At 41.6% G+C, this 24,002-nt stretch carries 19 protein-coding genes; 10 read left to right on the top strand and 9 right to left on the bottom strand.

The annotated features are described in order from the left end of the window. Positions 1–47 precede the first annotated feature (47 nt). Together purD and purH are read right to left on the bottom strand one after the other, a co-directional pair. The gene (gene purD, locus AC1EU2_RS05760) at positions 48–1,343 is read right to left on the bottom strand and encodes a phosphoribosylamine--glycine ligase (protein WP_480297022.1); all 1,296 of its coding nucleotides are present in this window, start codon (positions 1,341–1,343) and stop codon (positions 48–50) included. A 69-nt stretch (positions 1,344–1,412) separates the two neighbouring features. Further along, positions 1,413–2,999, bottom strand: a complete 1,587-nt coding sequence (purH, locus tag AC1EU2_RS05755; RefSeq protein ID WP_480297021.1) for a bifunctional phosphoribosylaminoimidazolecarboxamide formyltransferase/IMP cyclohydrolase — start codon at positions 2,997–2,999, stop codon at positions 1,413–1,415. A gap of 297 nt (positions 3,000–3,296) precedes the next feature. Here purH and zntR point away from each other — a divergent pair, with 297 nt between their 5' ends. Both zntR and AC1EU2_RS05745 read left to right on the top strand, forming a co-directional pair. After that, positions 3,297–3,761 (top strand): Zn(2+)-responsive transcriptional regulator, encoded by a 465-nt coding sequence (gene zntR / locus AC1EU2_RS05750; protein ID WP_480297020.1) that lies wholly within the window; start codon positions 3,297–3,299, stop codon positions 3,759–3,761. Positions 3,762–3,763: 2 nt separating this feature from the next. Beyond that, positions 3,764–4,954 carry an SO_0444 family Cu/Zn efflux transporter gene (locus AC1EU2_RS05745; protein WP_480297019.1) on the top strand — a complete coding sequence of 397 codons (1,191 nt, stop codon included), beginning with the start codon at positions 3,764–3,766 and terminating at the stop codon, positions 4,952–4,954. A gap of 43 nt (positions 4,955–4,997) precedes the next feature. On the opposite strand, the gene AC1EU2_RS05740 is transcribed toward AC1EU2_RS05745, so the two are convergent. Beyond that, entirely contained in the window at positions 4,998–6,665 is a 1,668-nt protein-coding gene (locus AC1EU2_RS05740; protein ID WP_480297018.1) for a hypothetical protein, read from the bottom strand. Between the two features lie 386 nt (positions 6,666–7,051). Between AC1EU2_RS05740 and AC1EU2_RS05735 the strand changes: the two genes are divergently transcribed. Next, positions 7,052–8,902, top strand: coding sequence for a hypothetical protein (locus tag AC1EU2_RS05735; RefSeq protein WP_480297017.1), 1,851 nt, complete (start codon positions 7,052–7,054; stop codon positions 8,900–8,902). A 31-nt stretch (positions 8,903–8,933) separates the two neighbouring features. Here the strand turns inward: AC1EU2_RS05735 and greB are convergent, their stop codons facing one another. Continuing rightward, a complete protein-coding gene (gene greB / locus AC1EU2_RS05730; protein WP_480297016.1) occupies positions 8,934–9,404 on the bottom strand; it encodes a transcription elongation factor GreB in 471 nt (156 codons plus the stop codon). 165 nt (positions 9,405–9,569) lie between these two features. Between greB and AC1EU2_RS05725 the strand changes: the two genes are divergently transcribed. Then, complete coding sequence (locus AC1EU2_RS05725; RefSeq protein ID WP_480297015.1) at positions 9,570–11,900, top strand: Tex family protein; 2,331 nt, start codon at positions 9,570–9,572, stop codon at positions 11,898–11,900. 21 nt (positions 11,901–11,921) lie between these two features. Here AC1EU2_RS05725 and AC1EU2_RS05720 read toward each other — a convergent pair whose 3' ends face one another. After that, the gene (locus AC1EU2_RS05720; protein WP_480297014.1) at positions 11,922–12,401 is read right to left on the bottom strand and encodes a hypothetical protein; all 480 of its coding nucleotides are present in this window, start codon (positions 12,399–12,401) and stop codon (positions 11,922–11,924) included. A 65-nt stretch (positions 12,402–12,466) separates the two neighbouring features. Next, positions 12,467–13,240, bottom strand: coding sequence for a pimeloyl-ACP methyl ester esterase BioH (bioH, locus tag AC1EU2_RS05715; protein WP_480297013.1), 774 nt, complete (start codon positions 13,238–13,240; stop codon positions 12,467–12,469). Between the two features lie 49 nt (positions 13,241–13,289). Between bioH and AC1EU2_RS05710 the strand changes: the two genes are divergently transcribed. Further along, positions 13,290–14,036, top strand: coding sequence for a ComF family protein (locus AC1EU2_RS05710; protein WP_480297012.1), 747 nt, complete (start codon positions 13,290–13,292; stop codon positions 14,034–14,036). A gap of 134 nt (positions 14,037–14,170) precedes the next feature. On the opposite strand, the gene AC1EU2_RS05705 is transcribed toward AC1EU2_RS05710, so the two are convergent. Next, positions 14,171–16,705: a M14 family zinc carboxypeptidase gene (locus AC1EU2_RS05705; protein ID WP_480297011.1), complete on the bottom strand. Its 2,535-nt coding sequence runs from the start codon at positions 16,703–16,705 to the stop codon at positions 14,171–14,173. A 205-nt stretch (positions 16,706–16,910) separates the two neighbouring features. Here AC1EU2_RS05705 and nfuA point away from each other — a divergent pair, with 205 nt between their 5' ends. Beyond that, positions 16,911–17,489 carry a Fe-S biogenesis protein NfuA gene (nfuA, locus tag AC1EU2_RS05700; protein WP_129946068.1) on the top strand — a complete coding sequence of 193 codons (579 nt, stop codon included), beginning with the start codon at positions 16,911–16,913 and terminating at the stop codon, positions 17,487–17,489. Between the two features lie 55 nt (positions 17,490–17,544). On the opposite strand, the gene AC1EU2_RS05695 is transcribed toward nfuA, so the two are convergent. Together AC1EU2_RS05695 and AC1EU2_RS05690 are read right to left on the bottom strand one after the other, a co-directional pair. Continuing rightward, the gene (locus AC1EU2_RS05695) at positions 17,545–18,663 is read right to left on the bottom strand and encodes a trypsin-like peptidase domain-containing protein (RefSeq protein ID WP_480297010.1); all 1,119 of its coding nucleotides are present in this window, start codon (positions 18,661–18,663) and stop codon (positions 17,545–17,547) included. 147 nt (positions 18,664–18,810) lie between these two features. Continuing rightward, complete coding sequence (locus tag AC1EU2_RS05690) at positions 18,811–20,163, bottom strand: DegQ family serine endoprotease (protein ID WP_480297009.1); 1,353 nt, start codon at positions 20,161–20,163, stop codon at positions 18,811–18,813. Between the two features lie 567 nt (positions 20,164–20,730). Here AC1EU2_RS05690 and zapE point away from each other — a divergent pair. From zapE to rpsI, 4 genes are all read left to right on the top strand, one after another. Continuing rightward, positions 20,731–21,840 carry a cell division protein ZapE gene (zapE, locus tag AC1EU2_RS05685; RefSeq protein ID WP_480297008.1) on the top strand — a complete coding sequence of 370 codons (1,110 nt, stop codon included), beginning with the start codon at positions 20,731–20,733 and terminating at the stop codon, positions 21,838–21,840. Positions 21,841–21,978: 138 nt separating this feature from the next. Continuing rightward, entirely contained in the window at positions 21,979–22,863 is an 885-nt protein-coding gene (gene rarD, locus AC1EU2_RS05680) for an EamA family transporter RarD (RefSeq protein ID WP_480297007.1), read from the top strand. Positions 22,864–23,123: 260 nt separating this feature from the next. Beyond that, positions 23,124–23,552, top strand: a complete 429-nt coding sequence (gene rplM / locus AC1EU2_RS05675) for a 50S ribosomal protein L13 (RefSeq protein ID WP_129946062.1) — start codon at positions 23,124–23,126, stop codon at positions 23,550–23,552. 14 nt (positions 23,553–23,566) lie between these two features. Further along, positions 23,567–23,959: a 30S ribosomal protein S9 gene (gene rpsI / locus AC1EU2_RS05670; RefSeq protein ID WP_129946061.1), complete on the top strand. Its 393-nt coding sequence runs from the start codon at positions 23,567–23,569 to the stop codon at positions 23,957–23,959. Positions 23,960–24,002 lie beyond the last annotated feature (43 nt).

Raw genomic sequence — 24,002 nt, 5'->3', positions numbered from 1 at the left:
AAATAAAAAGTCTGCGTAGAGCAGACTTTTTTATGAGAAATATGAGGTTACGTGTTTTCTCTTTCTATCGCACGATAAGCGATGTCAGTTCGGAAGTACACATCATCCCAATGTACTTCGTTCACTAGGCTGTATGCAAGCTTTTGAGCTTCAGTCACACTGTTACCTAATGCTGTAGCACATAGAACTCGGCCACCATTAGTCACAACACGACCGTCTTTATCGGCAGTGCCAGCATGAAACATTTTGATGTCGTTATTGCCCAATGTAAGACCCGAAATAACGTCACCTTTACGGGCGGAAACAGGGTAGTCACCGGCCGCCATAACAACACCTACAGCGGCACGAGCATCAAATTCAGCGGTGACTTTGTCTAAGTCGCCACGAGTTGCGGCTAAACAAAGATCCACAATATCAGACTGCAGACGCATCATAATCGGTTGCGTTTCAGGATCACCAAAGCGGCAGTTGTACTCTAGGACTTTCGCCGTACCGTCAGCAGCAATCATTAATCCTGCATATAAGAATCCCGTGTAAGGGTGGCCTTCAGCAGCCATGCCATCAACGGTTGGTCTGATGACGTGTTCCATAGTCCAATCGTGAATAGATTGCGTGACAACAGGTGCAGGGGAGTAAGCACCCATTCCACCTGTATTAGGGCCGTTGTCACCGTTATCACGAGCTTTGTGATCTTGGCTGGTGGCCATTGGTAGAATATTTTTGCCATCCACCATCACAATAAAGCTGGCTTCTTCGCCTTTGAGGAATTCCTCGACAACAACACGAGAACCTGCTTCGCCAAATTTATTACCTGCAAGCATGTCTTCGATTGCCGCCTCGGCTTCAGCTTGGTTTTGAGCAATGATCACACCTTTACCCGCCGCTAAACCGTCAGCTTTAATCACAACTGGATAACCTGTTTTTTCTGCAAGTTGCGCTGAGAAAACTTTTGCTGGTTCAATTTCAGTGAAATTTTGATAATCCGCCGTTGGGATATTGTGACGCGCTAAAAAGTCCTTAGTGAACGCTTTTGAACCCTCAAGCTGCGCAGCGCCCTCGGTTGGGCCAAAAATCGGTAAGTCAGCAGCACGGAATGCATCGACTACACCGATGACTAGTGGCGCTTCAGGGCCGACAATGGTGAGTGAGATATCGTTACTTTTGGCAAAATCGATCAAAGCGGTAATGTCTTCAACGCCAATGGCGATGTTCTCAAGTTTTGGCTCGAGTGCCGTACCAGCATTGCCTGGTGCAACAAAAACCGTCTGTACTTTTTCGTTTTGTGCCGCTTTCCATGCTAAGGCGTGCTCGCGGCCACCGCCACCAATTACGAGAATGTTCATATTCAATTCCTTGAGCGTGTTAATTCGTTAGGTTCACCCCAAATTATGTCGAGTGAACCTAGCCGTTTATTAGTGACGGAAATGGCGCATTCCAGTGAATACCATCGCCATACCATGTTCGTTAGCGGCATCAATGACTTCTTGGTCACGCATAGAGCCACCCGGTTGAATGACACAAGTAATTCCTGCCGCTGCTGCAGCGTCAATACCGTCACGGAATGGAAAGAAAGCATCGGATGCCATGACAGAACCAGGAACCGTTAGTCCTTCATCTTCGGCTTTAATGCCTGCGATTTTTGCGCTATACACACGACTCATTTGGCCTGCACCCACACCTACGGTCATGTGGTCTTTGGCATACACAATCGCATTGGATTTAACGAACTTAGCTACTTTCCAGCAAAACATTAGGTCTTTCATTTCTTCAGCAGTGGGTTGGCGTTTTGAAACCACTTTTAGCTCTGACTCTGCGACCATGCCTTGGTCACGGTCTTGCACTAACATGCCACCATTTACACGCTTATAGTCAAGCGCTGACGCAGCTTGTGACCATTCACCACATTCAAGTAAACGAACATTTACTTTGGCTGAAACTACTTGCTTAGCTGCTTCACTGATCTTAGGCGCAATGATCACTTCAACAAACTGACGCTCAACAATGGCACTTGCTGTTGCTTCATCAAGTTCACGGTTGAACGCAATGATGCCACCAAAAGCGGAGGTTGGGTCGGTTTTGAATGCACGCTGATACGCTTCAAGAATGTCTGTGCCTAATGCCACGCCGCAAGGGTTAGCATGCTTGACGATGACACAAGCTGGTTGCTCAAACTCTTTAACACACTCAAGTGCAGCATCCGTATCGGCGATGTTATTGTATGAAAGTGCCTTACCTTGCAGTTGAGTCGCAGTAGCAACAGAAGCTTCTGCAATATTGTTTTCAACATAAAACGCAGCTTGCTGGTGGCTATTTTCACCGTAACGTAAATCTTGCTTCTTCACCATTTGAGTGTTGAACGTACGTGGGAATTTAGAGTCTTCCGTCGCATTATCAAAATGTGCTGGCACTTTAGTACCGAAATAGTTCGCGATCATGCCGTCGTATTGTGCCGTGTGCTCAAAAGCGGCAATGGCGAGATCAAAGCGAGTGTCGTATTTGGTGCTGCCTTGGTTATCGGCAAGTTCTGCAAGGACTCGACCATAATCAGACGCATTAACTACGATGGTAACGTCTTTATGGTTTTTCGCTGCTGCGCGTACCATTGTTGGACCACCGATGTCGATATTTTCAATTGCATCTTCAAGAGTGCAATCTTCTTTCGCTACGGTTTGAGCAAATGGGTACAAGTTAACTGCGACGAGATCGATGCCTGCAATGTTATTGTCAGCCATTACTGTTTCGTCAATGCCACGACGAGCTAAGATGCCACCATGGATTTTAGGGTGCAGAGTTTTAACACGACCATCCATGATTTCTGGATGCCCTGTGTGATCAGAGACTTCAATGACAGGCACACCATTTTCAGCTAATAGCTTGGCTGTGCCGCCTGTTGATAGAATTTCAACACCAAGCGTATGAAGGGCTTGGGCAAATTCTAGGATTCCGGTTTTATCAGATACACTCAGTAGTGCGCGACGAATAGGTCTGGCGTTATTCATTGTGGGTACTTTTATTTTTTAGTTTCAAGGATTTTTCGGAAAATAAGCGTATGCTCTTAAACTTAAGCATTTCCCTTACTTTCCAAAAAGCCCTCGAAAGTGTCCCTTCGTCAGCGGGCGCTATTCTAACGTAAATCATCGATATCTGGTTTTTTTTCTTAGCTTTTTATCTGGTTGTAAGTCGAAATTCAGTGTTCATATATTCGAACTTTTTTCTTAACGAACAAAAAACCTTGACCTTGGACTAAACTCCAAGGTTTATACTGATATCAATTACCCTTATTTTGGATGGACTTCATGTATCGAATTGGTGAGTTAGCGGATTTATTTAACTTAAAGTCTGATACGTTGAGGTATTACGAAAAACATGGCCTGTTATCGCCATCAGAGCGAACGGAATCAGGTTATCGAATGTATAGTCAGCAAGATGCTGTGTTACTGAAATTTATTATTCGGGCAAAGAATGTCGGATTCACCCTCAATGAAATACAAGAGCTTGTGTCGATTGAATTAAATAAATCACAATGGGCTTGTGTTGATGTTAAAGGGCGTGTGGATGCTAAATTAGATAAAATTACAGCCAAAATTGCCGAACTGCAACGCTTTAAAAAAGGATTAAAAGAACTTTCTGACTCCTGTTGTGGTGGGGATGAAAGTGCAGAGTATTGCTCAATCTTGGAAGCATTAGATGATAGTCAGGTTGAACACCGTCACGATCACCATTGTGAGAAAGTGACCCTTGAAGTTAAGCAGGAGAGATAACCATGTTGGTCGATAATTTTCTAGAACTGTTTTTAGAGTCAGCGCCTTGGTTACTCTTAGGGCTGCTCATCGCTGGTTTACTGAAAATGTTTGTTTCGATGGAGTGGATGAACAAACAATTGGGCGGTTACGGTTTTAAAACTGTAATTAAAGCCGCACTTTTTGGCGCTCCACTGCCGTTGTGTTCTTGTGGGGTGATCCCTGCAGCTGTTGGGTTAAGACGGGCTGGTGCGTCTAAAGCGGCAACCACTACCTTTATGGTTTCGACGCCAGAAACAGGTGTGGATTCAGTGAGTGTCTCATATATTTTACTTGGCCCGTTCATGGCGATCGTTCGGCCGATTGCCGCAGTGATCAGTGCGATTGTGGCCGGTTTATTGGTAGGCCCTGACGATAAAGACGATGTGATAACTCGTAAACCTGAATCAAATTCTATCGATGATGCGCAGTCAAGCGGTTGTAGCACTAAAAAAGCAGAGCAAGTGAACGTTGAAGCCAGTTGTTGCAGCAGTAAAAAGCAAGAACCTATCAAAACTGAAAGCAGCTGCTGTAGCTCGAAATCTGACTCTCATGAGCATCATGATCATGATCATAGTCATGGACAGGCTGAATCTCCAAAAGGCGTTTTCGCTAAAGTCATTGCAGGTATTAAGTATGCGGCAACGGATCTAGTGCGTGATACGACCATTTGGTTATTGGTCGGTATTTTCTTTGCAGCGTTAGTAAAAACTTATGTCCCAGAGGACTTTTTAGCGCAACACGGTAGTGGCATCGTCGCCATGTTAGTGATGATTGTGATTTCTGTGCCTATGTACATTTGTGCTACAGCATCTACTCCGATTGCAGCGGGCTTGCTATTAGCAGGTATCTCGCCAGGGGCAGTATTAGTGTTTATGCTTGCTGGCCCTGCAACCAATATTGCAACCTTGGGTGTGGTAACTAAAGAGCTGGGTAAGCGAGCACTGTTCGGGTATTTAGGCGGTGTGATTGGAGTTGCGGTCATTGCAGGACTCATCACAGATTTCGTTGTTGACAAGTATGGGTTTGTGGTTGCCCCGCAAATCGGTGAACAGCATGCGATGCTACCTCAAGGGTTAGTGGCGATCAGTGGAATTGTTCTAGCGCTGCTAATGGGGAAAGTGATTTACGATAAGCTGCCACTTAAATCGAAACCTAAAGATTGTTGTTCGTAAATTGTAAAATAAGGGGCGAATACGCCCCTTATTATATGAGCTTTTATTTCTTGTTATTCACACCACCCTGCAATATTTTTGCAAAAGTATAATCTTGTGTTATATCACTCGGTAACCCTGTATTTGTGCTGTTTCCTGCATCTGGAATAGTTGTACCTTCTTGTGGTTTATCCCTGTTCAATGACCACATACTTACCATGCCCAATTTGTGGTTGTGGGCATCGGCTGCGATGATTTTAGCACCGTCTGGATAGAGTATTTCTTGCCCAAAATCATTGACACCAATCATTGGTGTTGTCCCAAGCATACTCCACACTTGGTCTTCGGTAATGTATTTCGTTTCATCGTGTTTTTGGAACTCTGAGTAAATGAATTGTTCAGCATTTTTTAATGCGATAACCGCACAGTTTCCCTGTACTTTAGTGTAGTCATTTTTATTTATCCAAGGAGAGTTTTGATCTTTCTTTGTACGGGTAGGGGTGCAGTTTTCGATATTCATCGTGCTTGGACCATAATCCATCGTCATTAAGTTAATGCCGCTGATTTTCACATGATGATCTAATAAGCTCGTTATTTGATATTGACCTGAAGCCGTGAGCCCCTGAGGAGCAACAGGCAAGGTAAACCATACACTTACGGGGTGTTCTGTATTCCACTCTTGTTGTGCATTGTAAAGAGCTTGGCTTCTTCTATCTACGGCTTTAGAAACATCTAATGCTGCATTTTCAATATCGAAATCAAGCGCATGCAGGTGAAGGTTTTGAACTAAATTAGTATAGCTTGTGGTGAGTTGAGTGACATCTTCACAAACATTAGCTAAAGGTGAGCCACTTGCCCCACCGATGGAGAGCATCGCATCTCCACCACTGTCTCTAAGTTTATTGAGATTGGCGTAGTTATAAAGGTTGAGTGACTGCTGGTTTCCCCATGATGGGAGGCATTGGTTTTGTTTCGCTACAACAAAAGCCATATTGAAGTGGTTGACGCCATTTTGCTCTTGAGATGTGAGGTCTGGTGGATTTTGCAACATGTCAGTGTATGGTGAAAAAACATGATTTGGCCAGTTGGCACTTTGATTATGAACTGAGTTGGCTATGTTGTTCCAAAGAATAATATCATTCCAAGGACTCTTTTGTAGTGGATCAATTCCATGGATTTCTTTACTTGCGGTATATACGTCATTACTATTTTTGACGTAGTCAGATTTATGGTAAGTATACCCTGGGTTGTAGGGTTTTATCGCCGCTCTCTCTTTATCTGTTAAGTTATGCCAAGGCCCGAGATCTGTCCAAGGACCAGGAGTCGGGGTTGCTGTATTTTGGTTTTGGGGAAGCGTTGGATTTTGGTGTTGAGACCACCATCCAGATTGATAGGCGTGACCATTCATTATGACTTTATCACCGCCATAATAAATGGTGGCATCATTCCATTTGGCTAAGTCATGATATTTCTCCCATGGATTTCCTATTCCGGGGGTAAAAGTATTAGCTGTTACTGTGGCATCTGATTTATAGACCCAGTTGCCGTTTTGGACTATATCCCCCTGTTGGTATTCTTGATTGGAATCGAATTGATTGATTCCTTGAGCTTTAGCTTGTTGAATAGAGCTAGATAAGACTTGTTGCTCTGCCCAAGAGTGAATAGGAACAAATAAAGTGGAAGTTATTATTGCAAGTTTAGTCAGTGTTGTTTTCTTATAGAAATTTCGCATAGCTATACCTTGTGCTGCATTGCAAGATTGAGAATTCACCTCTCATACTATGATTTGTGGCTGAACGTTTCCTGACATGTGAATTTGAAATAAGCTAAAACAAATTGAGTTTCATTAAACAAACATCATCTGTTAATGATGAGGGATCTTGCGCTTTTTTGTGCAAATTAAACTAGAGGTCGTATATGGCCTCTAGGTCATTTAACGTATTACTTTTAAACAGAGAAGATGAGTGAACAGAATGAGAGTTTTACAATTGATGTAGTTTATTAACCATGAGTTGACGTGAAATTAAACATCGTTCAAATAAGTGAATTCTACTTTTTATTTATCTAGGTATGTATTAAACATTGGACTTACTTCTATTCTTGTAGTTAGGTTTTCCGATGAAAAAAAATCCGATCATGCTTGCAATTGGTGCTCTAATTGGGGCGAGCCTTTTGCCTATAGTTTCACAAGCGAGTGATGTTAATGATGCTCCTTCTTCTAACCAAATTATTTTTCATACTCATTTCCCTTACTCTCCGTCTGACACCGACTTAGATGTGTTTAATATTCAGAATACAGACGGTAACGATAAGCTCGTCAATAATGGTTATTCTCACGCTATTATTGCATCGAACTTAATCGCTGGTGTGATGTATACCCATATCATGAAAGAAAAATATCCCGACTTGCAGTTTAATAAAGATTATATGATCGGCACCATGTTAGGGCAGCTATTACAAGAATCAGGCTTAGATCAAACACGTATTAATACAAAATTTTCTGATAACCATGATATTAACAATTCAGCGATTAAAGACTCTTACCTAGTAAAAGGTCAAGGGGGACCTTATCAGATCAACGATTATAGTAAAAAGCTACCTTATGCCACTGCAAAAGATGGTTTGGGTGTTGTTAATTACGATGCGGTGAGAACGACACTCGGTTACAGTATCGCCGATCAGGACAGTGGCGCTCAAACGGAAAGAAAGGGACCTAATGCGTTAGATGATGTGTATTTTGGTCCTATGGTCGTTGCATTTTATCATTTAAACGATGTCAATCGGCTTAAAGTAGAGTCGGCGACTAATTGGTATGTCAATCGAGATGCTTGGAAAACATGTTGGGAAAAAATGAACTCTGCCTCACTTTCACAAGATCCTGACGCCTTAAGAATCACAGACTTTATAATGAATGTGATTTATAACGCAGGGGATTACAGCCCTGTATTCTCCTCGTATTTAGATGTTTGTACTACTCAAAATCCTAGTCAATTACAAAGTTTGAACGACTATTCTCTTAACCCTGCAGATTATCGTGCGGCTATAGGGGCAAAAGATAATGGAGGTGACACTTATTATCGCTATCCAAGACAAGTTTCATTTTATGCAGACCAACTGTTTGGCAAGGATCTTTCTAAATATGGACTTAATATCCACAATAATATTTCGATTTCATACTCAGAACTAAAAGATGCTTTTGTTAAAAGTTTTACTCAGATGTCTTATAAGAAAGATAAATCAAAGGGTAGTTTAGTTTTGATAACCTCAAATATTGCGGATGGTGCATTGCGTTCAGCTGCTGCAAAAACGGGTTTATCAGGTAATGAGAGTTTCAGCCTATCCTCTGATAAGGAAAGAGCACAGCTCTTCAATTTTGTTGATCAAGCTATCTCGAATGTTGAGCAATTAACCAACGCTCAATTTGATGCGGTTACCTCAGACAGTTCAGGATCTAATAACGGTAATAGTGTCCATATTTATGCTGAGCCGAATATAGAAGGGCAAATGTATTTTGTGGCAAAAGATCCCGCTGGGAATGTACTTAATAATAATTACTTAACACCCAATACAACTATTAATATTTTATCAACAGCAAATATCTTGAGAATGTCTGATGGAGCCGTGGATTGCACTAGTGAAGCTCAAAGTGCATTCAAGCAAATTGCTTCATCGCCAAATAACATTAAATCACAGCAGATGAATGTAGGCTTCAACAATGGCGCTTGTGATATTTCAATCGGAGATTACAAACCAGCACCTAAGCCAACACCTGTAAAACCTGGAGATTGGGATCCATCCAAATCGTATCAAGCTTGTTCAGAGCCAGTAAACTATCAAGGTCATAAATATCAAAACATCTGGTACGCTAACGCTGGGCAAGCACCAGATGAAAATTACGGGAATGTTTCTGATGGAAATAAACCTTGGAAGTTTGTTGACTCTCCATTGAATACTTGTAAGAAGCAGTAAATTTGTAGCGTTATTAAGGCATGGATGCCTTTCAGGTATATTCAATCTTATTGATAAACCAAAGCTGCTCTCCATTTGGCGTAATAACAACTGCTTCATCATCCGCTTCTTTTTTAAGCAATGCTCTCGCCATTGGTGCATCAATCGATATGTAATCCTTTTCACCGTAAATTTCATCTGGCCCTACAATTCGAAATTTAAGCGTCTCGCCTTGCTCATTTTCAATTTCAACGGTTGCACCAAAGAACACTCTGCCTTGTTGCTCTTTGGCGTGGTGAACCACTGTCAGTGCTTCGATACGTTTTCTTAAGAAGCGCACTCGACTATCAATTTGGCGAAGTAAGCGCTTATTTTCTTTATAGTCAGCATTTTCAGAGCGATCACCAAGGCTAGCAGCCCAAGCCACTTTTTTAGTTATCTCTGGCCGGTACTCTCGCCATAGATGATCGAGTTCTTTTTTGAGCTTTTCCATGCCTTCAGGCGTAATCAAGTTTGTTCGCAATGGTGTCATTCCGGTGTAAAAGTTAGTAACAGGATCGTCAAAAATCAGCTTAAGATCAATCCGGTTGTTCTTTAGTTGAGCGAATAAAGTACAAAGATAAAATTTTCAAAACGATTGTGATATGGTTAGCCCTCATTAAATTGCAGTTATAAAGAACGAGAGTTTATGCAAACCATTTCTCAGATCATCGCCGATGAATTGAATGTCTCAAAACACCAAGTTGACGCCACCATCAAGCTCATAGACGAAGGTTCAACTGTACCGTTTATTGCCCGTTATCGTAAAGAGGTTACAGGCGCGTTAGACGATACTCAATTGAGGACATTAGATTCACGTTTAGGTTATTTAAGAGATTTGTATGAACGTCGTGAAGTGGTGTTGTCTAGTATCCAAGCTCAGGGCAAATTAACGCCAGAATTAGAAGTGCAAATTAAGCAAGCGGATACTAAAACTCGCCTTGAAGATTTATATCTGCCATATAAACCAAAGCGTCGTACCAAAGGACAAATTGCGATTGAAGCAGGACTTGAGCCTCTGGCAGATTTCTTATTTGAACATCGCACAGCGGATATTGAAGCTAAAGCGGCTGAATTTATAAATGCGGAAAAAGGCTTTGCAGATGTTAAAGCGGTATTAGATGGCGCTCGATTTATTTTAATGGAGCGTTTTGCAGAAAATGCAGACTTGCTGCAAAAGATCCGTAAGCAATTAACTAATCACTGCACTCTTGAAAGTAAGCTAGTTAAAGGTAAAGAGAAAGACGCAGCTAAATACCGTGATTACTTTGAACATTCTGAGTTGATGGAAAAAGTGCCATCCCACCGAGCATTGGCCATGCTGCGTGGACGTAATGAAGGGTTACTTTCAATTTCAATGAATGCAGACCCAAACTCAGAGGCGAAGCTTGGCAGTTATTGTGAAGTCATTATTGCCAACCATTTTAACCTTAAGTTCAGTGATTCTTCTGTAGATCAGTGGTTAAAAACAGTAGTGAACGCAACTTGGCGCGTAAAAATTGCACTTCAAATGGAAAACGAGTTTATCGCATCATTACGTGAGCGTGCAGAGTCCGAAGCGATTAAAGTTTTCGCCCGTAACTTGAATGATTTATTGATGGCACCACCTGCTGGCGCAAAAGCAACAATGGGGCTCGACCCAGGCTTACGTACAGGCGTAAAAATCGCCATTGTAAATAAAACCGGCAAGCTGGTAGCGCACACAACGATTTTCCCGCATGAGCCGCAAAAGCAATGGGATAAGTCGGTTAAAACCCTAGCTAATTTAGTGAATATGCATAAGGTTGAGCTGTTAGCCATCGGTAATGGGACAGGCTCTCGCGAAACGGATAAATTGGCGTCAGAAGTCATTGCAGCAGTGAAAGAAAAACACCCATCAGTTACCAAGGTTATGGTGAGTGAAGCGGGGGCATCGGTATATTCTGCGTCTGAATTGGCTGCTGCAGAATTTCCAGATCTCGATGTGTCATTACGCGGGGCAGTTTCTATTGCTCGTCGTCTGCAAGACCCAATGGCTGAACTGGTTAAAATCGAGCCGAAGTCTATCGGTGTAGGTCAATATCAACATGATGTAAACCAAAGCCAATTATCACAATCTTTGGATGCTGTGGTTGAAGACAGTGTTAACTCTGTGGGTGTCGATTTAAATATGGCATCAATGGCCTTGTTGGCGCAAGTAGCAGGGTTGAATAAAACGTTAGCGAAAAATGTGGTGGCGTTTCGTGATGAGCATGGTGCCTTTAGTGATCGTAAACAACTATTGAAAGTCGCTCGTTTAGGCCCTAAAGCTTATGAGCAAGCTGCAGGTTTCTTAAGAATTCGCGATGGTAAAAATCCACTGGATGCATCTTCAGTTCACCCTGAGGCTTATAATGTCGTTGAACGAATCGCTGAGCACAAACAGGTTAGCGTTGCTGATTTAATTGGTAATAGTGATTTGTTAAAGGGTATTGAATCTAAGACGTTTGTGACTGAGCAGTTTGGTGATTTAACCATTAATGACATCATTAGTGAGCTGAATAAGCCTGGACGTGATCCTCGTGGTGAGTTTAAAACCGCGACATTTAAAGAAGGTATTGAAGAGATCAAGGATCTGGAACTCAACATGATCCTAGAAGGCGTGGTATCTAACGTGACGAACTTTGGTGCCTTCGTAGATGTTGGTGTTCATCAAGATGGTCTTGTCCACATATCTTCATTAACGGACAAGTTTGTTAGTGATCCACATACGATTGTGAAGGCGGGCGATGTGGTTAAAGTGAAGGTTATGGAAGTGGATGTTGCGCGCAAGCGAATTGGCTTAAGCATGCGGTTAGATGAACAGGCTGGACAACAAAAGCAAGCGAGTAATCACAAACAAAATTCAAAACCGCAACATAAAAATCATGGTCAGAAATCACATTCTCACAAGCCTAAACAGCAAAAAAATGAAGCGATGGGCAATGCCTTTGCTGAAGCGTTTGCCAAGATGAAGAAGTAGTGATTCTGATTGAGTAAGTGGTTAACCCCATTCACTCAATTTAGATTTAGGTTTGCTTTCTTGAGTTTGATACGCGGAATTTAGATTTTTTTTGATTTGTTTAACGTCTTCTTGATTGAGGGCGTTTTCATTTTCAGAGACGTCACATGTTTCATTGCTGCTTGCGTCAGTCGCTTCTGCATAAATTTTGATATCTTTACGCGATAGGGCCGCATACTTAACCGCCAGCATTTCCTGTGCTTTTATACTTTCTTTTTCTAACTCTTCAGAAAGGGAGACATCATCTTCTTCTTTAGATGCTGATTGTCGATGTTGTTGTTCATGATGTTGCTGGTTGGAGTCATGCTCTTTTTCAGGATCAATTGCACGTTCTTCATGAAGCTTGTTGACCTTGTCTGTGGGTGCAACGCTGGATTTGTGTTCATTATCATTACGTACTGAATCTGTTGCAACATTGGTGGTCACAATAGGGACATTTGGGTAATTGGTAATGATAGCCATGACGATTATCCTAACGCTACATTTGCTCCTTGATAGTATGAATAATAGTCGTGTTTACCATATTTTTAAAGGTTTTTTAACCAGTTAAGCAGGACTTCACTGAATTCTTGTTGGTGTGAGAAGAAAGGAGCGTGGGACGCTTTTTTGATGACATGATCCGTAACACCATCATGATGGCGTGGCATTTTTGGAGGTAATTGACGAGGCACTAAACCATCGAGCCTGCCCCACATACGTAACCAAGGTTGTGAAATGTGTTCAAGCTCTTTACGTAAATCCACGTGTTCTAAAAATTGCAGACCTTGGGCTAGTGCGGCTTTATCTGGCAATGGGCGTGACAAAACGTGCTCTTTTAGCAACTTAATATCTTGCTTTGCGGTTTCGCTGCCCATAGCTTGAATCGCAAGAAACCGTTCAATGACTGTTTTTACATCTAAATTGAGCTGATTGGCAAACGTCGTCAGTACTTTAGTATCAATCCCTGGCCACTGATTTTGAGGTTCTGCAACAAAGTAGGGTGATGATGCAACAGTTACGAGTGCTTTAACATGTTCAGGGTGATATAACGCTGCGGTTTTAGCCACTAACCCTCCCAATGACCACCCTAACCAGACGCTATTTTTCGGTGTGTTTTCAGCGATCAGTTTGGCCCACTCATTGATGCTTCCTGATTTAGGCTGGCTATAGCCATAACCGGGTAGGTCTACATAGTGTACTCGAAAGTGAGCTAATTCTGATTGCAGCGGTGTAAAAACACCGCTATTCATTCCCCAGCCGTGAAGCATCACGATATCTTTCCCTTGCCCAATAGACTCGATATGAAGTGGAGAATGTGTCATTAATAGTGCTCGAAATAATTCAATGGAGTGACATTATATCGAAAATTCAATGCAAAGAGTGTGGCAATACGGACTAAAGTCACTGCTCAGACTTCTGCCAAATCGTTGTATTGCTTGTCGCCAAAGTTTGCTCAGTGATGAACAAGGCATATGCGCAGTTTGCTTGCAAACTGGCATATATCAACAGGCAGTTTGTTTAGGGTGTGGTATCAATGTTGCCGAACCCGGAGAGCCTTGCTTTTTGCCTTATTGTGGCGGATGCCAAAAGTCAGAACCGATAAAAATTATTGCGCCTTGTAGTTATCATGATGGTTTAGGGGCATGGATTGCGGCGATGAAATACCAGAAGCAATTCGCCGTATTAAAAGCATTAAGTGGCGAATTAGCTAAAAGCGTTTTAGAGTTGCAACAGCAACCTTGGTACTCATTGCCGCAAGCGATCATTCCTGTGCCACTCCACCCTAATCGTTTGAAACAACGCAGTTATAATCAAGCGTGGTTAATCGCCTCGCAATTGAGTCAATTATTGAACCTCCCTTTAATTGATGACGTCCTCATAAGAGTAAAAGACACACAGGCGCAAGCCGGATTAGATGGAAAGCAAAGAAGAAAAAACATCAATGAGGCATTCGATTTGAATGATGAGTTTGCATATCAACGTATTGCTCTGGTTGATGATGTGGTTACTACTGGGACAACGGTTAATGAAATTGCCCAATGCTTTCAAAGGCAAAATATTGATGTGCAAGTGTGGTGTTTAGCTCGAGCTGAAGCGCCAGAAGTGAAGGCTAGATAGTTAGATAATCGTAAAAATTTTATTTGGTAGATTTAAAAAGCAACTCCTTTCAATTTACGCATGATTAAAAAAGAGATGAGAGATAGAAACGAAGACTGAATACTTTCAGTCTTCGTGCTCTAATTTGTACGTATTTAGAGAGAGCTCGGTGCAAAGAACAAAGCGTTAGCAACAACTTTCTCTGAACCTAACCAGATATTTCTAAATAGAAGATTATCGGCAAAACCAATCACACGACCACGCCCAATTCTTTCAACAATAAATGCGGATTTATTCGGGTAAACCGATTGATACTCTGAAGCCATAAAGCCGCTCGATAACGCGTCTTTACTGTAATCAGCTGCGGCAATAAAAGGCTTGCTTGGTTGATTGAACGCCAATGTACCTTTTTTCATAACTTTCAGTTCTGGCTTGTTTAAACCGAAACTTAGCGGGTGAGTTAAGTCGAGGTCAAGGTTAACAATTGCACCGCCGATGGTTTTTTTCGCACGTAGATCTGCTCTATCCGCAAAACTCAATCCGTCGGTATCAAACAATGCATCAGCTTGCTTACGGTCAAATAAATCAGTTTTAATTAGTCCTTGTTTTTTCAACCAGCTATTGGCACTTTTCATCGCAATGATGGTTCCACCTTGGCGCACAAAAGCTTTTAATTGTTCAGCTTGTTTGTCTCCGAGCTCGCCATAACTGCCGTGAGCCATAATAATGTGACTGTAATGGTTAGTGTTGATACGATTTAATCTGCGAGTATCAGATAGCGTTACAGGCATCCGCAAAGTATTATCCAGATAATTCCAGGCTTGACCTACTTCCATTGGGTTTGTACTGCCATCGGTGAGCAATAATGGTGTTACAGGTAGTACTTGCTGCACATCTGGGCTACCTAAATCACCACCGCTGATCGCTGCAAAAGTGTTTACTTGGGCAAGCAGAGTTGAGTGTGTATGAGCTGCATTTTCGAGTATTTGAATAATTTGCTTGCGAGTTAAATTATCTTGAGTCAAATTGACCTGTAAGCTACCCGCACCAAACGCTTGATTGGTATTTACAACAAACGGTTTTTGAGTGAATTTAACAATAACCCCTTGTGATAATACTTGTTGAAGCCAAGGAGCAGCGCTTCCTTGTTGCCAATCAATTAAGACGGCTACACTGTCATCATTTATTTTCACATTATTGTGAGTAGGCATAGATGCAGTAAGCTTTTTAGCGGATAGACTTGCATCATCAACGACAGTTAAATTAAATGCGGCTGCCATATCGAAGCTTGAGACGTCATAAAAAGTGGCGTCTTTAAACGTTGTACGTTTATCAAATAATGCGGCAACTAAATCAACTTGAGGTTGTTGGCTTGGTATGAATAAGCTGTCATTTGGCGTGAAATTCTGTTTATTTTCTCTCACATTAGACGTTAAGTAAGAAAATTTGATTTTATGTTGTTTAAGCATTTCAACAAATACATCACGACGTTGGCGGTCACTTCTTGTTGTAATTAACCAGCCATCTTGACTGCCTGACTTGAAGGCTTTATCGGCAAAGAAGTCGTTTTGATATTGATGCAACTCGTTTCTAACGGCGAATGCGCCTTTTAAGCTTGAAAGTGAAGTTGCGAATTGGTTTTGAATCGCACGCTCTAGAGTTACCACACCATTCATTGAGGTTTGTGCTTTACCACGAGCGCTGGCTTGTTCATACAGAACACCGATAGCACCGTTAATATCAGGATAAGTCGAGCCTTTACCGTAGAAGAAATCATCAAAAGACTGCTTGCTGTAATAAGGCTGACCTAAGTTATCCAATGCTGCACGATGATAATTGGCGATCTTATCGGTCAATTGTTGATTTTTTTGTGGTGTCAGTGGATGAGTGCGGCTTGGTACACCAGGCTGGAAAAAGTAACTTGAACGGTGGCCCATTTCATGAAAATCGCCCACATAATGCGGTTGCCATTTATGGAATAATGCGACACGACCTTGTGATTCAGGGTGACGTAAGAACAACCAATCTCGATTTAAATCAGCTAAATAGTGATTTAAACGGCCACGAGCCCAGTGCTGGTGATGTTCACGATTGTTCGGATCGGCATTAAGAGTATTACTGCGGTTGTTGTTCGCCCAAGTTGCAAATCTATCCATTCCATCAGGGTTTTGGCTAGGAGTGATGATCACGATTGCATCATCGAGTAAATCTTGTACCCACTTCTCTTTACTGGCGCTTAGGTAATAACTCAATGCCATTGCCGCATGTGAGCCGCTGGCTTCATCACCATGGATGGAATAGGCTAACCAGATAACAACAGGGCCTTTTGAGCCTTTCCCGTTTTTAACCTGACCACGAGCCTTGATAATTTTATCTAGATTTTGTTGATTGGCTTTTGAAGAAATCACTAAGGACAACTGTTGACGTTGTTCATGTGAATAACCTGTATTTTCCATTGAAACTCGGTCACTTTTATCGGCCAGCTCAGTAATGTATTGGTTAAGCTGGTCATGGCGTAAGTGCCATTTTCCTAGTGGGTAACCTAATAAAGTTTCAGGTGTAGGCAGTTGCTGCAAATATTGTGCATCAGGCAAATCAAAGGTGCGTTTTATGTCAGCGTGAGCTGACAGACTAAAACCTGCGGACAATAATGCACCGCATAGTAATGAGCGTGTGAGAGGCTTAATCATAGTGTGTTCATTCTTTTTGTTTTGAATTTTTATGCGGCTAAGTTACCAGTTCGTAATTTAGATGTGAAATGGAAATGTGTTATTAAATTTATCATCGAATTAGTTAATGTCGATGATATAAGGTGGTCAAATCAGTGCTAAAATTGTTATCATGGCGCAATTCCCAAGTAAAACACTCAGGTATAGCCTGAAGAAGTAGGTTTGAATGATTAGCATTTCTGAATCAGCACAAGAACACTTTGTTAAGTTATTGAAAGATCAGCCTGAAGGTACAGATATTCGGGTGTTTGTGATCAGTCCAGGTACTGCTCAAGCAGAATGTGGCGTGTCGTATTGTCCTCCAGATGCCGTTGAAGACGATGATATTTCGTTGGAGTTTAATGGCTTCAATGCTAAGGTTGATCAAAAGAGCGCTCCTTTTTTAGAAGAGGCGAGCATTGACTTTGTTACGGACCAATTAGGTTCTCAACTCACACTGAAAGCACCTAATGCGAAAGTTAAAAAAGTTGATGATGATGCACCATTAAAAGATCGTATTGAGTATATGATCCAGGCTGAAATCAACCCGCAGTTAGCGAGTCATGGCGGCCACATTTTATTGTTAGAGATAACAGAAGAAGGTGAAGCGATTCTCCAGTTCGGTGGTGGTTGTAACGGTTGTGCTCAAGTTGACGTAACTTTGAAAGATGGAATTGAAAAGCAATTGCTTGAACAATTCCCTGGTGAGTTAACGGCCGTAAAAGATGCCACAGAACACGAACGTGGTGAGCATTCGTTCTACTAACATCTTTGATATCTTATTGATGAAAAACACCAGCAGCAAGCTGGTGTTTTTGTATTTATCTCACGTTTAACGGTATCGTCGGCTTTTCGGTTACATTCACTTCTGTCGTCATTTCTTTGCCGTTACGAATAATGGTAATTTTAGCTTTTGAACCTGGCTTACTCTCAGCAATTCTATCTCTCAACATCCAAGTACCTTGTACGCCTGTAGGGATTTTCTCACCGTTATAGGCAATAACAACATCGTTAACCATTAAATGCGAGTAGGCACTGCTGTTTCTGTCAACACCTTGGATCAGCACACCAGAAAGATCTGGTAGCCTTAGTATTTGTGCGAGCTTTGGATTGGCAGCAACAGCTCCACCATTAAAGCCAATCTCTCCGCGAATCACTCGACCGTATTTTACGAGCTTACTCATCACGTCATAAGCAAGCTTAATTGGAATTGCAAAACCAAGAGATTGTTCGTTTTCACCTCTTACACGAAATGCAGCAGTGTTTATTCCAATGAGGTTCCCTTTAGTATCAATGAGTGCACCGCCAGAGTTTCCTGCATTAATAGCTGCATCGGTTTGTAAAAACTCTTGATAACCAGCGCTTAATCCAGCACGACCAGTAGCACTTATGATGCCTTGAGTGATGGTTTGCCCTAAGTTGTATGGGTTACCAATGGCAAGAGCAACATCACCAACTTGCGGCATGCTCTTAACATCAAATTTTATAACAGGTAAATTAGTGCCATTCACTTTAAGTACTGCAAGATCGGTTGCTGGATCCATACCGATGATTTCAGCTTCAAATTGCTGACCGTCTTGAAGTAACACTGCAATTTCATCGGCTTTTTGAATGACATGATAGTTAGTTAGGATTAAACCGTCTTTACGCATAATAACGCCTGATCCTAACCCCTGTAACCTTGATCTTGACTGTAAGGTTTTTGACGAGGAGCCACGTGCAGGCACAATATTGATGCTGTAAATATTAACTACAGCTGGGGCGGATTTTCGTACAGCTTTGGCAAAAGATAAATGCTCAGAGACATTCTCACGGCCAAACCATTCGTTTATTTTTAGCTTTTGCCCTAAGGAAGATGACAACACAATCACCACGGTCGCCATGATCAAACCGAAGGCGATGGCTTTAGTGATGTATATCAGTGAATTCTTAAAAAACATATTGGCCCAGCAATCCATAAACCTACAGAAGAACTCAAAAGTCTACCAGAGTCGGCCTATGAATCAAAATGGTGGCCGGGTATAGATGTTATTGATATAAAACAAAAAGGAGGCATAAGCCTCCTCTGGGATAGAAAGAAATCAGTTTTATTTAAGTATTAAGTATAAATAATTACCTTCGCGGGCAATTTTTAACGCCACCTGACCTTCTTTATTTTTCAGTCTTTTGCGTAAGTCCTTCAAGTTCTTAACTGACTTGCGGTTTAAACCAACAATTACATCGCCCTTTTGAAGACCCGCTACATCGGCTGGTGAGCCAGAAGCGACCTCTGTGATCTCTACGCCTTTTCGAGTATCTTTAAGCGCTGCACCTTGCAACATTGGGTGTAGTTCACCAGCACCTTTTTCTTGTACTTGTTTTGCTTCGCCCAGAGTTACATTTACGGTTTTGCTCTTACCGTCACGAATAATACCTAATTCAACTTTCGCACCAGCGCCCAGTGTAGATACTTTTGCGGCAAGTTCTGTGAAGGATTTAATCTTACGACCATTCACACTTATGATGATATCCCCAGCTTTAATGCCTGCTTTATCGGCAGCACTGTCAGGTTGAACTTCATTAACAAAGCCACCGTGTTGAGAATCCAGACCGAAACCTTTTGCAAGCTCGCTGGTTAAGGTTCCGCCTGTGACGCCAAGGATACCTCGGCGAACTTCACCGTGCTCGATGATTTGACTTACTAGGTTATGTACCATGTTTGCTGGAATGGCAAAACCAATACCGACGTTACCACCGCTTGGTGCAACAATTGCTGTGTTAATCCCGATGAGTTGACCACGTAGATTTACTAAAGCACCACCTGAGTTACCGCTGTTAATCGCAGCATCTGTTTGAATAAAGTTCTCTAGCATTTCGATGCCTAGACCACTTCGGCCTAAAGCACTAACAATGCCAGATGTGACGGTTTGTCCCAGTCCAAACGGGTTACCAATGGCTACTGCAAAATCACCAACGCGTAGATTGTCAGAGTTAGATTGTTGTATTTGAGAGAGGTTTTTAGCTTTGATTTGCAGTAATGCAATATCCGCTTCTGAATCACTACCAATTAATTTCGCAGGTACTTCACGGCCATCAGTTAGACCAACAGTAATATCATCAGCATTATCAATTACGTGGTGGTTGGTAACAATATAACCTTTTTTTGCGTCGATAATGACGCCAGAGCCTAAACCGCGGAATGGGCGTTTTTGTACTTGCTCTTGTGGTGCATTAGGGCCAAAAAAGTAACGGAAAACATCAGGTACACGTTGCTTAGAAACTTGAACACCAGAAACGTTGACTGAAACCACTGCTGGCGTCACCTTCTGTAGCATAGGTGCAAGGCTCGGCATCTCTTGTCCATCGACAGATTGTGGTATTGATGCTTGAGAAATTGCAGGGGTCAGCGTTAGTGCAGCTCCTAAAACGGCAGCTGATAGGACAGTTAGTTTTGTCTTCATCAATTTGTTGCTCCAAAAACGTTCAAAGTTTTAGATGATGAGTGTTTAAGTACCTGACCATAAGTTTCTTAAGATTTCCTTGTGTCCAGCTTCAGCACTCTACGGCGTTGCAATTTCGGTTACATAGCTACAGCTATGCGCCCTACATTGCGTCTTGTATTGCACTAAACCTGAACACAATAATTTTCAAAGAACTTATCGTCAGGCACTTATTGAAAAGTAGCGCCTTAAAAGGGTTACTTAAAATCCACTCTCGTCCAAGTTATTTCAATACTTGAAAAGTAATTTCTGGCTTACGATTGTAAAAGTACTTTTCAAGGTATTTATAATTCCGACCGGGCTGTATTAACAAAGTTCACAAAGTTTCAGAAATCAGGTATTTGATGCTGAATATTTGCGCATAAACAGTGCCGCAGAAGAATTAACCTACTAGTATAAATAGGTGTCGATTCAAGAAATATCAAGTTATTCGCTAAAAATCAGCAGACTAAATGTAAAAACATATTTCTTTTTCAAACTCGTGCTAACATTGCGACGTTTTAATCTTTATCGAAGAGAAGTTCAGTAGTGTCGAAATTAACGCCCCTGCAGCATTATAAGCAAGACCTTAAACGAGATGACTTTAATCATGATTCTGCACAGGAGCAGGCCGTAAAGGCGTTACAAAAAGTCTATGATGACCTGCTTGAAGCACAACAAAGTGCTTTAGGATGGCAGAAGGTGTTGAATTGGTTTGGGCATTCATCACAAGCTAAAGTCAAAGGCTTGTATCTATGGGGAGGAGTCGGCCGAGGTAAAACTTATTTGATGGACACCTTTTTCGATGCGCTTCCTTTCGAACAAAAATTACGTGCTCATTTCCATCGCTTCATGCATCAAGTTCATCATGACTTGAAAGCATTGACCGGTATACAAGACCCACTCAAAGTCATTGCTGAAGACATGTCAAAAAAGTATAAAATCATTTGTTTTGACGAATTTTTCGTGTCAGACATTACTGATGCTATGTTGCTGGGAACACTTTTCCAAGAATTATTTCAACGTGGTGTTGTATTGGTCGCAACTTCAAATATTATTCCAGACGACTTATATAAAAATGGTCTACAACGAGCACGATTCTTACCCGCAATCGCTGAGCTAAATGCCAATTGTATCGTCTTAAATGTGGATTCAGGTATCGATTACCGCCTACGGACTTTGAAACAAGCAGAGATTTACCATTACCCGTTAGATCAACAAGCAGAAACCAATCTTACTGACTACTTCGCAAAACTGGCATCGGAGTCGGAAGTTGATACTGGCAAGATTGAAATTGAGGGAAGAAGTATTGAAATTCGCCAGCATTCACAAGGTGTGTTGATGGCTGATTTTATTGCACTTTGTGATGGCCCAAGAAGTCAGACTGATTATATGGAGTTAGCTCGTCTCTATCATACCGTTATGATAAGTGGTGTTAAGCAAATGGGCTCTCAACAAACGGGTGATGATATCGCTCGTCGATTTCTTGCTTTAGTCGATGAATTTTATGAGCGTAATGTGAAGTTAATCATTTCTGCAGAAGTGTCTCTTGAGGATATTTATACAGAGGGTCAGCTCAATTTTGAATTTAAACGTTGCCGTTCACGCTTAATTGAAATGCAGTCTCATGATTATTTAGCGCTAGAGCACCTACCGTAGCATCAGTCAAAAAATGACATTCTTTCAAGGGTAACGTTTAGCTCAGATAAGAAAAGCTGCAAATTGTCAGTTACGATTCAGCTTTTTATTCATTAAAGCTGATAAGTTATTCTTTTAACTTATTGTTTCTGAGGGTATATGCGAATAACAGAGTTTGATAAGGGCTTGTTATTGGCTTTGTGCGCTTACACTTTTTGGGGCTTAGGTCCCATTTTTTATACTTTGGTCGGGCAGACGACGGCTACAGACTTAGTCTTTTTTCGTAGCTTATGGCTACTGTTATTCTTATCACTTTTCTCTCTCAGGTTTTTTAAACAAATTAAAAACGTATTAGATAAACCAACCCTCATATTGATACTGTTCTGTACTGCTATTTTGCTCGTAATCGACTGGACGGTGTTTATTTGGGCCGTGAACCATCAAAGAACATTAGAGGTGAGTTTAGGGTATTTTATGATGCCATTAATGACGTCATTACTCGGTGTCGTTTTTTATAAAGAAACGCTATCACGACATCAATGGGTTGCGATTTTTCTTGCTTTTGTGGGGGTCACAATTCAAGCCAGTGTGTTTGGGTACTTACCAATGTTTGCATTAATCACGGCTGTGGTTTCGAGTTTATATCCCATATTGAGAAAAGCGATAAAAATTGATGTCAGGCTCGGACTTTTGATTGAAGCAATATTGCTGCTACCAGTGCTACTGATGTATGCGGGATGGCAGTTATATTCTGGTCATTGGCAAACATTTCACTACTCTTTTATCACTCAAATAAGCTTTATGATATTAGGTATTTTAACTGCAATACCTCTGATTTGTTTTACTGGCGCAATAGTAAAGATACCCGTCACTGTACTTGGATTTCTTCAATATCTGTCGCCTACACTAATGTTTTTTTGTGGATTATTTTGGCAACACGAAGCGATAACTTGGGATAAGGCGATAGCGTTTGCTTTTATTTGGTTTGCGTTAATATTGTTTTCAAGCGAGCTCAAGCTTAATAGGCAAGAAAACCTAGCTTAGCGGCTAGAAAATACAGATTTGTTGGTAACTCCTCTAAAGGTTCAACAAAAGCCACATTGAGCATGACGAACTATGAAAAAAACAGATGATTTTTAACTCATCTTCTAGTACAATCTTGCGCCTGCCCACGTTAAACCGTTTTAATTAGCGGATTATTAAGCCATTTCGTTTGCTCGAAGGGGCAACATCGAAGGCACTTTTTACATTACTAGCATCGGCTAATAATGTGTGAAACAACATATAACATTGGGTTTTTGTAAATGAAGACTTTTACTGCTACACCAGAAACTGTAACTCGTGACTGGTATGTTGTAGACGCTGAAGGTAAAACTTTAGGTCGTATTGCAACTGAAATCGCTGCTCGTTTACGCGGAAAGCATAAGCCAGAATACACTCCTCATGTTGATACTGGTGATTACATCATCGTGATCAATGCTGAGAAAGTTACTGTTACTGGTAACAAAGCAAAAGGCAAGACGTACTACTCGCATTCAGGCTTCCCAGGTGGCATCAAGCAAATTAGCTTTGAAAAGCTACAAGCTCACAAGCCAGAAATGATCATCGAGAAAGCAGTTAAGGGTATGTTACCTAAAGGTCCTTTGGGCCGCGCTATGTACCGTAAACTTAAAGTTTACACAGGCGCAGAACATAACCACGCTGCACAACAACCTCAAGTTCTTGATATCTAAACGGGATTAAGCTAATGGCTGCAACTCAGTACTACGGCACTGGCCGTCGCAAAACTTCAACTGCTCGCGTATTTGCAAAAGTAGGCAGTGGTAACATCACAGTAAATAACCGTTCTTTGGACGTTTATTTCGGTCGTGAAACTGCTCGCATGGTAGTTCGTCAACCTCTAGAATTGGTTGAAATGCTAGAAAAGTTAGACCTAAACATCACTGTTAAAGGTGGTGGTACTACTGGTCAAGCTGGTGCGATCCGTCACGGTATTACTCGTGCTCTAATGCAACTTGACGAAACTCTTCGTCCTACTCTACGTGCTGCTGGTTTCGTTACCCGTGATGCTCGTAAAGTTGAACGTAAGAAAGTTGGTTTCCGTAAAGCACGTCGTAAGAGACAATTCTCTAAGCGTTAATTTTACGCTCGGAACCTTTGTCAAAAAACCCAGCTTATGCTGG

The organism is Parashewanella sp. 2304DJ23-3, assembly GCF_056591695.1.
Note: the sequence above shows the minus strand (reverse complement) of the source record. Positions and strands in the feature narration are given on the sequence as shown.